Below are 13688 nucleotides of genomic sequence, written 5' to 3'. Positions count from 1 at the left end.
GATTTATTTTTTTCCTTTTTTCTTATCACTTTTAGCTACTGAACTGCGGTGTTTTTTGGTTGTGTTTTTAGCTGTTTTTTTCACCGCACTTTTCCCTTTCTCCATCTTCAAACTGCGGTTATTTTTTACCACTTTTTCGGTTCTTTTTGCTTTGGTTTTAGCGGTTTTGCCTACACGGCGTGGTTGGCGTTCGCTTGATACTAGAGAGAAATCCACTTGGCGTTGTTCAAGGCTGACGGCTTCTACTTTGATTCTGACTTTATCCCCTAAACGATATAGCATGCCGCTGTTTTCGCCGATTAAGCGTTGTCCTGCACTGTCGTATTGATAGTAGTCATTATCGAGAGTAGAAATATGCACCAAGCCGTCAATAAACAAATCATCAAGGCGAACAAATAAGCCAAAACCAGTGACTGACGAGATAACACCGTCAAATTCATCACCAACGTGGTCTTGCATAAATTCGCATTTCAACCAGTCTGCCACTTCCCTTGTTGCATCATCGGCACGGCGTTCGGTCATGGAACAATGGTCGCCTAATAAATCCATTTCATCTAAATTATAATGGTACCCGCCACTTTCTGTGGTTTTACGTTTTGCCCCTTTTTGTTTGGCTAACAGATATTTTATGCCACGATGTAAGGTTAAATCAGGATAGCGGCGAATAGGTGAGGTAAAGTGAGCATATTCCGTTAAGGCTAAACCAAAATGTCCAATATTATCAGGGTGATACACTGCTTGGCTTAAACTGCGTAACAACATGGTTTGAATAAGCTCTTGATCGGGACGTTGTTTGACTTGGTTTAACAACTCGGCATAATCCGCCGTACTCGGTTTATTGCCCCCTCGTAAAGATAAACCACATTCTGCCAAAAATGTGCGGAAAGCGGTTAATTTTTCTTCACTCGGACCTGCATGAATACGATATAACGCTGGCTCTTGGTGACGTTCCATAAAATTCGCTGCAGAAATATTGGCTAAAATCATACATTCTTCAATGATTTTGTGTGCGTCATTGCGTTCTTCTTTTTCAATCCGTTCGATACGCCCCATTTCATTGAAAATAAACTTGCTTTCAATGGTTTCAAAATCAATAGCGCCACGTAAATGACGAGCTTCTAGCAAGGCTTGATACATGGCGTGCAATTCCTTTAAGTGAGGAACAAGTGATTGATAACGTTGGCTTAATTCCGCATCTCCGTCTAAAATACGAGCGACTTTAGTGTAGGTTAAACGAGCGTATGAATTCATCACGGCTTCATAGAATTGATAGCCTTTTAATTCCCCTTTATTGGAAACTTCCATTTCGCACACCATACATAGGCGATCAACTTGTGGATTAAGTGAACATAAGCCGTTGGAGAGAATTTCAGGTAACATCGGCACCACTCGATTGGGAAAATAGACCGAATTTCCCCGATTGTGAGCTTCTGCATCTAAAGCAGTACGCAAACGCACATAATAACTGACATCGGCAATCGCCACCCATAAACGCCAACCGTTTTTTTCTTTACGACAATGTACCGCATCGTCAAAATCTCGTGCGTCTTCGCCGTCAATCGTGACTAACGGCAAATCACGTAAATTGATACGCCCTTTTTTCGCTTCTTCTGGCACTTCTTCACTCAGTTTTTTCACCGCTTTTTGGACAGCATCTGGGAAAGTATGTGGAATATCGTGATTGCGTAAGGCAATCTCAACTTCCATACCTTTTGCCATATTATCCCCCAGAATTTCACGAATAATCCCGACAGGTTGGCTAAAACTGGCGGTACGTGGTTTAAGTTCAACCACCACCACTTGCCCCATTCTTGCCCCCATGCGAGATTCATTAGGAATTAAAATATCTCGTCCAATACGGCTATCATCAGGCACCACATAACCAATGCCGTCTTCAAGGAAAAAGCGTCCAACAATTTGTTTTTTACGGCTTTCTAATACGCGAACAATACGCACTTCTTGCCGTCCTTTGCGGTCAAATCCTGTGGGTTGAGCCAACACAAAATCGCCGTGCATCACCCGTTGCATTTGGTTATTCGGAATAAATAAATCTTTATTGGCTACCGCATTTTTAGCAGGGCTTTCGATTTCTAAAAAGCCGTAGCCATCACGATGTCCGATAACCGTACCTTTGATTAAATCTAACTTTTCAGGCAAGGCATAACATTTACGCTTAGTAAACACTAACTGACCGTCATTTTCCATAGCTCGTAAACGGCGGCGAATACCCTCGATTTCGTCTTCATGGCGTAAACCAAAAGTTGCCACCATTTCTTCACGGCTCATCGGAGCATTATGCTCTTGAATAATCTGTAAGATAAATTCACGACTTGGGATAGGATTTTCATATTTTGCTTGTTCTTGTTGAAAATTTGGATCCATAAGTGCGGTGCTTTTTTTCGCTTTTTTTATTTTTGTCATTATGTATCTCCGCAGGTTAAATGATTAAAATTTATGTAATATATTAGTTTGACACTCTGCTATCATGAATGCAAGGGAAAACCAATACAAATTGATTACAGATAAAATGATGAAGAATTGATGCTAAGAAAATACCCCTTATCGGGGTATTCTAAAGTAAGATAGGGCTATCTCTTAGTTCTTTGTTGTTGTGGCATATTAGCTCTTGGTTGTTGTTGTGGCATATTAGCTCTTTGTTGTTGTGGCATTTGTTGACCGCTTTGTGGACCACCTTGTGGGCGACCATTATTCATACCCAAACCACCTCGTTCACCATGAGAACCACCGTGAGGACCACCGTGGAAATAACAAGCACTTAAAAATAATGTACTTACAATAGCGATTACAGATAATTTTTTCATAAATTGCTCCGATTAAAATAAAACAATGTCATTATCACTGACAACTTATAAGAACCTATTTTTAGGTAAAAGTTCAATAATTAATTGTTAATAAATGCCAGTCCCTGCTTAGTAATTTCTAGCACAGAGGTAGTTTCCCCCCAGTCACCTAATACAATTCGCTCACATTGTGGTGTTATTTGATGAATATTTTGTTTATGGGTATGTCCATGAATTAATCTTGTCACTGCAAATTTTTGCATGATTTGCAAAGTAAATTCAGGATTCACGTCCATAATCTCAACGGGCTTTTGTTGCTTATCCGCTTTGCTTCTGGAGCGAATCTTCTCAGCAATTTTTAACCGCAGTTTTAATGGTAAACATAAAAACAAACGTTGTCGCCATTTTTGATGCACTTTGTAGCGGAACTGTTGGTATTTTTCATCATCAATACAAAGGGTATCACCGTGACAAATCAGGGTTTTAGTGCCATATAAATCAATCACTTGATAATCAGGCAAAAGCTGTAATCCGCAAGTTTCAGCAAATTTTTGTCCGAGTAAAAAGTCCCGATTACCGCAAATAAAATAGCATGCAATACCTTGTTGCGTAATAGAACGAATTTGGTCTTGTACTAAATTAATTAAGTCTGAACGTTCATCATCACCGATCCAAAAATCGAAAAGGTCGCCCAGAATATATAATGCTTCGGCTTGCGGGGCTTGATGCTGCATAAAATCCACAAAAAGTGCAGTTAAATCGGGGCGATTTTCGCTTAAATGTAAATCGGCAATAAACAACGTTTTTTTCATTTAATGTCCTACCATTAACTGCCAACGATTAACTGCCAACAATGATTAACAGGATCAATTTCTAATTGTTGCTGATGATGTACATTCAGGGTTGAACGGTGTCCAACACTGATAATCGTGGTGTTCGGCAAACGTTCATGTAATAAACGATACATGGCATCTTCTAATCCCTCATCCATACTGGCAGAGGCTTCATCTAAGAAAGCAATTTTCGGTTGGGTAATCAATAACCGAGCGAACGCTAACCGCTGCTGTTCACCGAGTGAAAGCACACGAGTCCAGTCATTCTCTTGTTCCAATTTATCACTTAAATGTCCAAGTTGCACCGCTCGCATGGTATCTGCCGCTTGGGCTAAATCCACATTATCAGGGGCAGAATTTGGATAAAATAACGCATCAATTAAACGTCCTTGCGGTAAATAAGGTTTTTGCGGTAAGAACAGGGCATCTTGTTGGGGTAAATAAATATCGCCGTTGGCATGCGACCATAAGCCAGCAATAGTACGTAATAAGGTGGTTTTACCCGCTCCCGATGGACCTTTAATTAATAGTGATGAACCTTGTGGCAGATCGAAAGTTAAATCCGCAATGAGAGTTTCGCCCGTTGGTTTTTTCACCGAAACTTGCTCAAAACGCACCGCACTTTCTAGTGAATGTAATTTTACTTCGGTTGGTTGAGTCGCTTGTTCAATGGCTGAATGGAAGCCTGTTAAACGATCTAACACTGCACGATAACCAGCAAATTCATCATAGGCATTACGGAAGTAAGACAATGCTGATTGTACTCGTCCGAAAGATTGTGCGGTTTGAATTAAATCACCTAATTGAATCTGTTTACTAAAAAATCGACTGGCTTGAATAATAAATGGAAACACCACTGATACTTGAGAAACCATTAAGTTAAAGCCAGAAAGTTTTAGGGTCATATAGACCATTTTCCATACATTGCCGATGACTTTATCAAATTGTTTAAACAGGATATTGCGTTCCATGTTCTCACCACGGAAAAATGCAATACTTTCCGCATATTCTTTAATCCGAATCAATGAGTAACGATAGTTCGCATTTAAGCGTTCATTAGCGAAATTAAGTTGAATTAATGGTCGTCCGATGCGGAAAGCAAAGACACTGGTGACTAACACGTAAATAAACACCAAAAAGACCATGGCGTGGGGTACGGTAATTGAACCAACTGTCATTTCGCCAGATAAATTCCATAGAATTTGGGTAAATGCCACAATAGACACCACTGAAGAAATCACGCCCGTGGCAAAGCTAAGTGAACTTGACACATAGGATTGAATATCTTGTTGAATCCGTTGATCGGGGTTATCCAGTTGATTATAAATATATTGTGTTTTGTAATAGGCTTGTTCGCCAAGCCATTTATCCACCAGTTGTTGGTTTAATTCTATTCGCCATTGAATGGTAAAACGTTGTCCTAAATAATAAAGTAATAGTACGTTACTAATATTAATGGCAGCTAATACGGAGAACACCACCATTTGGATCCAGAAAACACTTTCATTACTATTTTGTAAAGCGTCATACATCGCCTTATACCATTCCGAGAACAAAATATCTAAACGCACCGCAAATAGGTTAAAAAAGACAATGATAATAAAATAAATTAAGGGTTTTACACTCCGTTTAGGCGACAAATATTCCCGTGCCAGTGACCAAAATTGTTGTCCCCAACGGGTGGTTCTGACTAAAAACCATAATACAGCAGTGAATACAATTGCGGTGATAGCAATCGCTTTTAAGATCCAAAATAAAGAAGTAATTAATTCTTGAAGATAATCCATATTAAAATTAAAGCGTAAATGTCAAAATAATGCGTTATTTTTCAGCAAATAGGTAAATTAAGCAAGGAAAAATGTGATAAACGTCAAATTTTTTCATTTTGCTTATTTTATATATTAAGGCTTACATTATAATTGTCGGCAATTAATTTAATTGGGGGGCGTTATGTCTGATATTGCAATTACTATAAGCCTATTGTCGTTGGTAGCGGTAATCGGTTTATGGATCGGTCATTGGAAGATCAAAGGTGTTGGACTGGGAATCGGTGGAGTGTTATTCGGTGGGATTATTGTTGCACATTTTACGCATCAAAATGGTTTAATGCTTGATCCACACACCTTACATTTTGTGCAAGAATTTGGTTTAATTTTGTTTGTTTATACTATCGGTATTCAAGTGGGACCTGGTTTCTTTGCGTCCTTACGTGAATCGGGAATGAAATTAAATGGTTTGGCAGCGTTAATTGTATTGTTAGGTTCATTAATGGTGATTGCCATTAAATATTTTGCTAATGTACCGTTAGATGTGATTTTAGGGATTTATTCAGGAGCAGTAACCAATACACCATCACTGGGAGCTGGTCAGCAAATTCTAGCAGAACTGGGTATGACTAACATTACCGAAACCATGGGTATTTCTTATGCCATGGCGTATCCATTTGGGATTTGCGGTATTTTGTTGAGTATGTGGTTAGTGCGTTTATTTTTCCGCATTAAAGTAGATGACGAAGCGGCTGCTTTTAATAAGGCTAGCGGTAAGGATAAAGAAGTATTACAAAAAATTGATATCAAAGTGACTAACCCTAATTTACATGGATTATTACTAAAAGAAATTCCGGGGTTTGAAAGCCACGATGTACTCTGTACACGTCTAAAACGTGATGAACATATTGAAGTACCAAAAGGGGATTCTGAAATTCGCTTAGATGACGTATTGCACTTAGTCGGTGATACGCAAGCACTGAATAAAGTGCGGTTAATTATGGGTGAAATCGTTAATATCGAACCCTCTACCATCAAAGGGAATTTGCGTTCTGAACGGGTGGTCATTACCAATGAAAAAGTATTAGGTAAAAGTATTCGGGCTTTAGCATTTCATCAAAAATATGGTGTAGTAATTTCTCGCCTAAACCGTTCAGGTATTGAACTTATCCCAACCGCTCACACAACTTTGCAATTTGGTGACGTGGTACATGTTGTGGGTAATGCGGATGTTATTGATAATGTGATTGCTGAATTAGGTAATATGCAATCTAAATTGCAACACGTACAAATGTTACCTGTATTTATTGGGATCGGTTTAGGGGTGTTACTCGGTTCAATTCCATTCCATATTCCAGGTATCCCTGCTGCTTTAAGACTGGGGTTAGCTGGTGGTCCATTAGTCGTTGCATTAGTTTTATCCAGAATTGGTTCTATTGGTAAACTTTACTGGTTTATGCCACCAAGTGCTAATATGGCATTACGTGAAATCGGTATTGTGTTGTTCTTATCAGTGGTGGGATTAAAATCTGGTGGTAATTTCGTTAGCACCTTAACCGATGGTAATGGTCTGGAATGGATGGGGTATGGTTTCTTGATTACCTTTGTGCCATTAATGCTGGTTGGTGTTATCGCTCGCCTGTATGCCAAACTCAATTATCTTTCCATCTGTGGTTTGTTAGCGGGTTCTATGACCGATCCACCAGCCTTAGCTTTTGCCAATGCGATTAAAGAAGATCACGGAGCAGCGCCATTAGCTTATGCCACGGTTTATCCATTAACCATGTTTTTACGGATAATTTCACCGCAGTTACTGGCTATATTACTGTGGGCAATTTAACGCATTGTAATCACTATAACAAAGGGCGAATTTAAAATTTAAATTCGCCCTTTCAACTATAATCTAGCGTTTAATTATTGGTTTTCAATTTATTCCAATATTTCTCATAAATATCCACAGCATCGCCGACATCACCTTGGAAAACACCTTTTTCTACTTCTTCTGCAGGTGGGAATAATAATGGATTTGCCGCCTCTTCAGGTTTTAACAAGGCTTTCGCTCCTGCGTTTGGCATAGAAAATCCCATACGCTCGATAATGGTTTTCGCATGTTCAGGACGTAGCATAAAATCAATAAATTTATGTGCAGCTTCAATATTTTTTGCCCCCTTCGGAATGGCGTAGTTATCCATCCAGAAAATCGCTCCCTCTTTCGGATAAACAAATTTAATATCTGGATTTTCTTTACCTGCCATATAAGCCGAACCATTCCAAATCATACCTAATTCCACCTCACCTTGAATATAAGGTAATTCTGGTGTATCAGAATTAAACGCCCCAACATTTGGCAGTAATTTCACCAAACGTTCATAAGCCGCTTTAATCTCATCTTCATTGGTAGTATTGGGTGATTTGCCGTCTAACAATAAAGCAATATGAAATACTTCTCTTGCATCTGCAGTTAATAACACTTTACCTTTAAATTCAGGATTCCATAAATCCCCCCAGCTGGTTACTTTGGCAGGGTCAATTTGGCTGGTGTTTACCGCAATACCCGTTAAACCATAAACATAAGGTAATGAATATTGATTATCGGGATCAAATTCTTTATTTAATAAATTTTGTGGAATTTGCGACAAATTGGTTAGCTTGCTGTGATCGATTTTTTCCAACATACCCTCTTTTGCCATTTTGCCAATGTAATAGCTTGACGGAAACACTAAATCATAACCCGCCTTATCCATTAACTTCAATTTTGAATACATTTCTTCGTTGCTTTCAAAGGTGGAATAATTCACATTTATTCCCGTTTCTTTGGTAAATTCTGACACTAAATCGGACGGAATATAGTCTGTCCAGTTGTAAATATACAGATCTTCCGCCCAGACTTGACTAGCAAAAAATGTGGTAGCGGAAAGGATTAAGGTTTTGATTGAACGAGAAAAGGATTTTTTCATTTACGTTTAGATTCTCCAAAAGTGCGGTTAAAAATCAAAAAGTTTTGTGCTTTATTTAAGCAAATAAATTATAGCATAGTTTGTAGATTGACATATTTCTTTATCCTTGTAAGATCGGTAGAAATAATTAACCAAGGCAATTTTATGCTGAACTTTGCACATCAAGAACATATCAAAACCTACTATTACGACAGCCGAAATCTCGACCTAAATCAACCGCACTTAGCAGAAAATTTATCCACTGATATTTGCGTCATTGGGGCTGGATTATGCGGTTTATCTACTGCATTAGAACTGGCGGAACAAGGTAAAAAGGTTATTGTGCTAGATGGGGCAAGAATTGGCTTTGGTGCCTCTGGTCGTAGCGGTGGACAAGCCATTAATGGTTTTGAAGATGGCATTGATGAATATATTGAACAATTTGGTTTTGAACAAGCCAAAAGCCTATGGGAAATGTCCCTTGAAGCCATTGATATTATTGATGAAAGAGTACAAAAATACCAAATTCAATGTGATTGGAAAAAAGGTTACGCCACCTTGGCATTGAATCAACGCCGTATGGACGATTTAATCGCCATTGAAAAAGCCAGCCGAGAAGCCTTTGGTTATGCCTATATGCAGCTATGGGATAAAACCAAACTACAACAACATTTGGGTTCGGATATTTATGTGGGCGGTTTATTTGATAGCAATTCGGGGCATTTACACCCATTAAATTACTGCTTAGGTTTAGCCAAAGCCTGTTTAGAGTTGGGCGTACAGATTTTTGAGCAATCGCCTGTGTTGGATATGCAAACGCAAGGCAATCAAGTGGTTTTAACTACCGATAAAGCACAAGTATCTGCTCAACATGTCGTGTTAGCCACCAATGCCTATATTGCCAATTTACCTAAATCCATTCATCACGGCACCGCTCGTAAAATCTTACCTGTGGAAAGTTTCATTATCGCCACAGAACCGCTCGATCAAGCGACCGCAGATAGCCTGATTAATAATGGCATGTCGGTGTGTGATAATAATTTATTGCTCGATTATTATCGATTAAGTGCAGATAATCGCTTGTTATTTGGTAGTGACAGTAGCTCCAATAAAGATATGGTACAAGTGATGCGGAAAAATATGCTCAAGGTATTTCCACAATTAGAACAGGTAAAAATTGATTATGGCTGGGGGGGACCGATTGATATGACATTAAATTCGCAGCCTTATTTTGGGCGAATTGCCCCCAATATCTATTTTGCTCACGGCTATTCAGGACATGGAATTGCCTTAACAGGATTGGCTGGACGGATTATTGCCGAAAGCATTTTAGGTGATGATCAGCGTTTACGTGTGTTTGAGAAATTAAAAATTCCCTCTGTTTATGGTGGTAAATGGATCAAAAATTTAGCCCTGAAAATTGGCATTCCTTATTATAAATTTTTGGATAAATATTTTTAATCCCCGTACTTGCATACGGGGTTAGCATAGTATGGCTACTCCGTAGCTATTAGATCAGATACGGTACATCGTTATCATATTTAAGAACAATGCTCATACCAAATTCGGTTGACAAAAAATACCATTCTGCCAGATGGCGTTTCCACTTTCACTTCATCATCAAGCTGTTTACCAATCAAGGCACGAGCCACGGGAGAATCAATGGAAATCCAATTTTGGGCAGGATCAAATTCATCACAGCCGACCAACCGATATTGTTTTAATTCACCGCTTTCTGTTTCCAATTCTACCCAAGCACCAAAAAAGATTTTCCCCTCTTGTTTCGGGTGATAATCCACGATTTGCAACACTTCTAACCGTTTCATTAGAAAACGTACACGGCGATCGATTTCACGTAAACGTCGTTTTCCGTAAATATATTCTGCATTTTCACTGCGATCGCCCATGGCAGCGGCTTCCGAAACGGCTTGCGTGACTTTCGGACGTTCTTCTTTCCATAAAAATTTTAATTCTTGATCAAGGGTATTCCAGCCTTGTCGGGTAATGTAATTGGATTTTGCCATTTCAATGAAATATAAGTAAAATAAGCCGAATTATAGCATCTCTACTACTTTGTGGCTATTGCCTAAACAAGGGAAAAGGGGTATATTCAGCAACACTTATTATTTTACAAGGGGTATTTTTATGGGTATTAGTCTTCCACAGTTGCTAATTATTGTAGCTATCGTTGTGTTATTATTCGGCACAAAAAAATTAAGAACCTTGGGATCTGATTTAGGTGAATCTGTGAAAGGCTTTAAAAAGGCTATGGCAGATGAACCTAAAGATGCAGAATTTAAATCCTTAGATAAAACCGATACGGTTAAAACAGAAGATACGGCAAAACAAAAAGAACAGGCGTAATCTGTGTTTGATATTGGTTTTTCTGAATTACTGTTAGTTTTTATTGTGGGCTTAGTGGTATTAGGTCCGCAACGTATGCTTGTGGCTATTCGGACAGTGATGAAATGGGTACGAACTATTCGTGGTTTAGCGGCGAATGTGCAAAATGAATTGACACAAGAGTTAAAATTGCAAGAGCTGCAAGAAAGTATCAAAAAAGCCGAGCATTTAAATTTGAATACCCTGTCGCCTGAACTGGCTCAAACGGTAGAAGAATTGAAACAATCCGCCGAAAAAATGAAAGCCAATTTGGATAAACAAGCCAGTGATGCTAATCATACTTTACAAGAACAAATAGATACTGTACGGAATAAGAACGCTCAAGAGAATAAACTAGAAAAAACTGAAAATTCCACCGCACTTGGTAAAACCAATCAAGATCCTGATGATTTAACACAAAATATTGAAGACGAGCTTTCTTTAGATGAGCAATTAGCACAATATATCGATCAATATCACCCTGCTGAAGATGCTCAACCTGTTAGCCAACAGGAGAAAAAATGATGAGTAATGTCGAAGAAACACAACCTTTAATCTCACATTTAATCGAATTACGTAACCGTTTGTTACGCTCATTTATTTTTGTCGCCGTGGTTTTTCTGGCGTTAGTGTATTTTTCCAATGATATTTATCATTTAATTGCCACACCATTGTTAGATGCAATGCCAGCGGGTTCTACCATGATTGCTACCAATGTAGCAGCACCTTTTTTCACCCCGATTAAATTAACCGCACTCACGGCGGTGTTTATTTCGGTACCTTTTTTGCTTTATCAGCTTTGGGCGTTTGTTGCCCCTGCATTATACAGCCATGAAAAACGCTTAGTTTATCCCTTGCTATTTTCTAGCACCTTATTATTTTATGTGGGCGTGGCGTTTGCCTATTATGTAGTGTTTCCATTGGTGTTTAGCTTTTTAACCAAAACCACGCCTGACGGTGTTGCCATGGCAACGGATATTAGTAGTTATTTAGATTTTGTGCTAACGCTGTTTTTGGCGTTTGGTGTCTGCTTTGAAGTGCCAATAGCCATTATTTTGTTATGTTGGGCTGGTGTAACCACACCAGAAGATTTAAAAGCCAAACGCCCCTATATTATCGTAACCGCTTTTGTGGTCGGCATGTTGCTTACCCCGCCTGATATTTTTTCCCAAACTCTACTAGCCATACCGATGTGTTTGTTATTTGAAGTGGGCGTAATTTGTGCCAAATTTTATCGTCCGAAAGATGATGAAAACGCCACAGAATGAGAATATTAGGCGGATCATATATTCGCCTTTTTTATTAAGAGATAGAGAACATGACAATCCAAATTTTTACAGGTTATCCCGCACGCCGTTTACGCCGTATGCGTAAACAGGATTTTAGCCGTCGTTTAATGGCTGAAAATAAATTAACTGTCGATGATTTAATTTATCCTGTGTTTATTATGGAGGGCGAAAATCGACGTGAACCTGTGCCATCAATGCCAAAAGTAGAACGTTTAACCATTGATCAATTACTCATTGAAGCAGGCTTGTTAGTCAAATATGGCGTGCCAGTGATTGCCTTATTCCCTGTGGTGGAACAAGAGAAAAAATCCTTAATGGCGGAAGAAAGCTATAACCCAAATGGGTTAGTACAACGAGCGGTAAGAGCATTAAAATCCGCTTACCCTGAATTAGGCGTATTAACCGATGTGGCATTGGATCCTTATACGCTACACGGTCAAGACGGTATTATTGACGAAACAGGTTATGTGCTGAATGAATCGACCTGCGATGTATTAGTTAAACAAGCACTTTCCCATGCACAAGCAGGAGCGGATATTGTTGCCCCAAGCGATATGATGGACGGCAGAATCGGCAAAATTCGCACCGCACTTGAACAGAAAGGACTGATCAATACCTTAATTATGGCGTATGCGGCAAAATACGCATCGAATTATTACGGTCCTTTCCGTGATGCCGTAGGGTCATCGGCTAATCTAAAAGGCGGTGATAAGAAAACCTATCAGGTTGATCCTGCTAACAGTAATGAGGGGTTACAAGAAGTGGCACTAGATATTCAAGAGGGGGCGGATATGGTCATGGTGAAACCAGGTATGCCTTATTTAGATATGGTATATCGGGTGAAACAACAATTTGGTGTACCAACCTTTGCTTATCAAGTTTCAGGCGAATATGCTATGCACTTGGCGGCGATTGAGAATGGCTGGTTAAAAGAAAAAGAATGTATTCTGGAAAGTTTACTCTGCTTTAAACGTGCGGGAGCCGATGGGATTTTGACCTATTTTGCCAAACAGGTAGCCGAGTGGTTGTATTTAGACGGAAAGAATAGATAGCATATAATAGCTGCAGTGAAGTTCACTGCAGTTCCGTTTTTACTTGGCTAATCCTAACTGACCGATCTTCACCCCTAAATTCCCTAAAGCAACAGGATCCAAATAATCTGCTAAGAATTTAAATAGCTCATTTAATTCGGTAAAAGTGCGGTTAATTTTTACTTCGTTTTCCACTTTACGCGTAAATTCATACTTAACCTCATCGCCGTTAATATGTGCAACCAGAGTAATATAAATGGTTTCAAAAAAGTGGCTAGTTGCCCCCTCTTCGCCTGGATCACTAATCCGAACATTCAAAGTATTGGTAAATAAAACTTCTGTTAATGCTGTCATATTTTTATTCCCTTTCTAATGTAATCTATTGTTATTAAAGAAAAACCCGATAATAAAATCTCTTTCAAAAGAAATCTTATTATCGGGCTTTTCAGTCCATTTAGCAGTATGTTTCGCCTTACGTTGATAACTGCCTTTGCCTTTGAGTTTTTTCTCAATTCGTTGGCGAAATAGTCGATCACTTAATAATGCTTGAATGGCATTATCTCGAATAATACCACGACCATGCTGATAAGTGGTTGTGCCTTGTGTTTCAGAAACAGTTGGCAAGTTTAGTTTTTTCTTTGCCATATTTT

General features: G+C 39.0%; 14 protein-coding genes. 6 read left to right on the top strand and 8 right to left on the bottom strand.

The features are described 5' to 3' along the window. Window positions 1–3: 3 nt before the first annotated feature. The 4 genes from rnr to O1Q80_RS03090 all read right to left on the bottom strand — a co-directional run bounded on the left by rnr (window position 4) and on the right by O1Q80_RS03090 (window position 5421). The gene (gene rnr, locus O1Q80_RS03105) at window positions 4–2421 is read right to left on the bottom strand and encodes a ribonuclease R (protein WP_386695621.1); all 2418 of its coding nucleotides are present in this window, start codon (window positions 2419–2421) and stop codon (window positions 4–6) included. Between the two features lie 167 nt (window positions 2422–2588). Then, a complete protein-coding gene (locus O1Q80_RS03100; protein ID WP_386695619.1) occupies window positions 2589–2822 on the bottom strand; it encodes a hypothetical protein in 234 nt (77 codons plus the stop codon). Window positions 2823–2902: 80 nt separating this feature from the next. Continuing rightward, on the bottom strand, window positions 2903–3613 hold the full coding sequence (lpxH, locus tag O1Q80_RS03095) for a UDP-2,3-diacylglucosamine diphosphatase (RefSeq protein ID WP_386695617.1): 711 nt from the start codon (window positions 3611–3613) through the stop codon (window positions 2903–2905). Window positions 3614–3627: 14 nt separating this feature from the next. Further along, window positions 3628–5421 carry an ABC transporter ATP-binding protein/permease gene (locus O1Q80_RS03090; protein ID WP_386695615.1) on the bottom strand — a complete coding sequence of 598 codons (1794 nt, stop codon included), beginning with the start codon at window positions 5419–5421 and terminating at the stop codon, window positions 3628–3630. Window positions 5422–5584: 163 nt separating this feature from the next. Between O1Q80_RS03090 and O1Q80_RS03085 the strand changes: the two genes are divergently transcribed. Next, window positions 5585–7240: a putative transporter gene (locus tag O1Q80_RS03085; protein ID WP_386695613.1), complete on the top strand. Its 1656-nt coding sequence runs from the start codon at window positions 5585–5587 to the stop codon at window positions 7238–7240. A 70-nt stretch (window positions 7241–7310) separates the two neighbouring features. On the opposite strand, the gene O1Q80_RS03080 is transcribed toward O1Q80_RS03085, so the two are convergent. After that, on the bottom strand, window positions 7311–8357 hold the full coding sequence (locus O1Q80_RS03080) for an extracellular solute-binding protein (RefSeq protein WP_386689212.1): 1047 nt from the start codon (window positions 8355–8357) through the stop codon (window positions 7311–7313). Window positions 8358–8501: 144 nt separating this feature from the next. Here O1Q80_RS03080 and O1Q80_RS03075 point away from each other — a divergent pair, with 144 nt between their 5' ends. After that, on the top strand, window positions 8502–9797 hold the full coding sequence (locus tag O1Q80_RS03075; protein ID WP_386695611.1) for an NAD(P)/FAD-dependent oxidoreductase: 1296 nt from the start codon (window positions 8502–8504) through the stop codon (window positions 9795–9797). Between the two features lie 80 nt (window positions 9798–9877). On the opposite strand, the gene greB is transcribed toward O1Q80_RS03075, so the two are convergent. Continuing rightward, complete coding sequence (gene greB / locus O1Q80_RS03070; protein WP_386695610.1) at window positions 9878–10360, bottom strand: transcription elongation factor GreB; 483 nt, start codon at window positions 10358–10360, stop codon at window positions 9878–9880. Between the two features lie 121 nt (window positions 10361–10481). On the opposite strand from greB, the gene tatA reads away from it, so the two are divergent. From tatA to hemB, 4 genes are read left to right on the top strand one after another with little or no spacing between them, the layout of a single operon-like run. Beyond that, window positions 10482–10700, top strand: a complete 219-nt coding sequence (gene tatA / locus O1Q80_RS03065; RefSeq protein ID WP_386695609.1) for a Sec-independent protein translocase subunit TatA — start codon at window positions 10482–10484, stop codon at window positions 10698–10700. Between the two features lie 3 nt (window positions 10701–10703). Beyond that, window positions 10704–11243 (top strand): Sec-independent protein translocase protein TatB, encoded by a 540-nt coding sequence (gene tatB / locus O1Q80_RS03060; protein ID WP_386695607.1) that lies wholly within the window; start codon window positions 10704–10706, stop codon window positions 11241–11243. Then, entirely contained in the window at window positions 11243–11986 is a 744-nt protein-coding gene (tatC, locus tag O1Q80_RS03055; RefSeq protein ID WP_386696129.1) for a twin-arginine translocase subunit TatC, read from the top strand. Before tatB ends, tatC begins: the two co-directional genes overlap by 1 nt. Before the next feature lie 50 nt (window positions 11987–12036). Continuing rightward, window positions 12037–13059: a porphobilinogen synthase gene (hemB, locus tag O1Q80_RS03050; protein ID WP_386695605.1), complete on the top strand. Its 1023-nt coding sequence runs from the start codon at window positions 12037–12039 to the stop codon at window positions 13057–13059. Window positions 13060–13098: 39 nt separating this feature from the next. Here the strand turns inward: hemB and O1Q80_RS03045 are convergent, their stop codons facing one another. Further along, window positions 13099–13392, bottom strand: a complete 294-nt coding sequence (locus O1Q80_RS03045; protein WP_386689199.1) for a DUF5377 family protein — start codon at window positions 13390–13392, stop codon at window positions 13099–13101. A 15-nt stretch (window positions 13393–13407) separates the two neighbouring features. Continuing rightward, window positions 13408–13683, bottom strand: coding sequence for an alternative ribosome-rescue factor A (locus O1Q80_RS03040; protein WP_386689197.1), 276 nt, complete (start codon window positions 13681–13683; stop codon window positions 13408–13410). Between the last annotated feature and the right edge of the window lie 5 nt (window positions 13684–13688).

The sequence above is a fragment of the Lonepinella sp. MS14435 genome (assembly GCF_042485795.1).
Lineage (GTDB): Bacteria > Pseudomonadota > Gammaproteobacteria > Enterobacterales > Pasteurellaceae > Lonepinella.
The sequence above is the reverse complement of the archived record's forward strand: the minus strand, read 5'-3'. Positions and strand labels throughout refer to the sequence as shown.

Coding starts and splice junctions, on each gene's coding strand:
- rnr (WP_386695621.1), bottom strand. CDS start 2,421: ATGACAAAAATAAAAAAAGCGAAAAAAAGCACCGCACTTATGGATCCA.
- O1Q80_RS03100 (WP_386695619.1), bottom strand. CDS start 2,822: ATGAAAAAATTATCTGTAATCGCTATTGTAAGTACATTATTTTTAAGT.
- lpxH (WP_386695617.1), bottom strand. CDS start 3,613: ATGAAAAAAACGTTGTTTATTGCCGATTTACATTTAAGCGAAAATCGC.
- O1Q80_RS03090 (WP_386695615.1), bottom strand. CDS start 5,421: ATGGATTATCTTCAAGAATTAATTACTTCTTTATTTTGGATCTTAAAA.
- O1Q80_RS03085 (WP_386695613.1), top strand. CDS start 5,585: ATGTCTGATATTGCAATTACTATAAGCCTATTGTCGTTGGTAGCGGTA.
- O1Q80_RS03080 (WP_386689212.1), bottom strand. CDS start 8,357: ATGAAAAAATCCTTTTCTCGTTCAATCAAAACCTTAATCCTTTCCGCT.
- O1Q80_RS03075 (WP_386695611.1), top strand. CDS start 8,502: ATGCTGAACTTTGCACATCAAGAACATATCAAAACCTACTATTACGAC.
- greB (WP_386695610.1), bottom strand. CDS start 10,360: ATGGCAAAATCCAATTACATTACCCGACAAGGCTGGAATACCCTTGAT.
- tatA (WP_386695609.1), top strand. CDS start 10,482: ATGGGTATTAGTCTTCCACAGTTGCTAATTATTGTAGCTATCGTTGTG.
- tatC (WP_386696129.1), top strand. CDS start 11,243: ATGAGTAATGTCGAAGAAACACAACCTTTAATCTCACATTTAATCGAA.
- hemB (WP_386695605.1), top strand. CDS start 12,037: ATGACAATCCAAATTTTTACAGGTTATCCCGCACGCCGTTTACGCCGT.
- O1Q80_RS03045 (WP_386689199.1), bottom strand. CDS start 13,392: ATGACAGCATTAACAGAAGTTTTATTTACCAATACTTTGAATGTTCGG.
- O1Q80_RS03040 (WP_386689197.1), bottom strand. CDS start 13,683: ATGGCAAAGAAAAAACTAAACTTGCCAACTGTTTCTGAAACACAAGGC.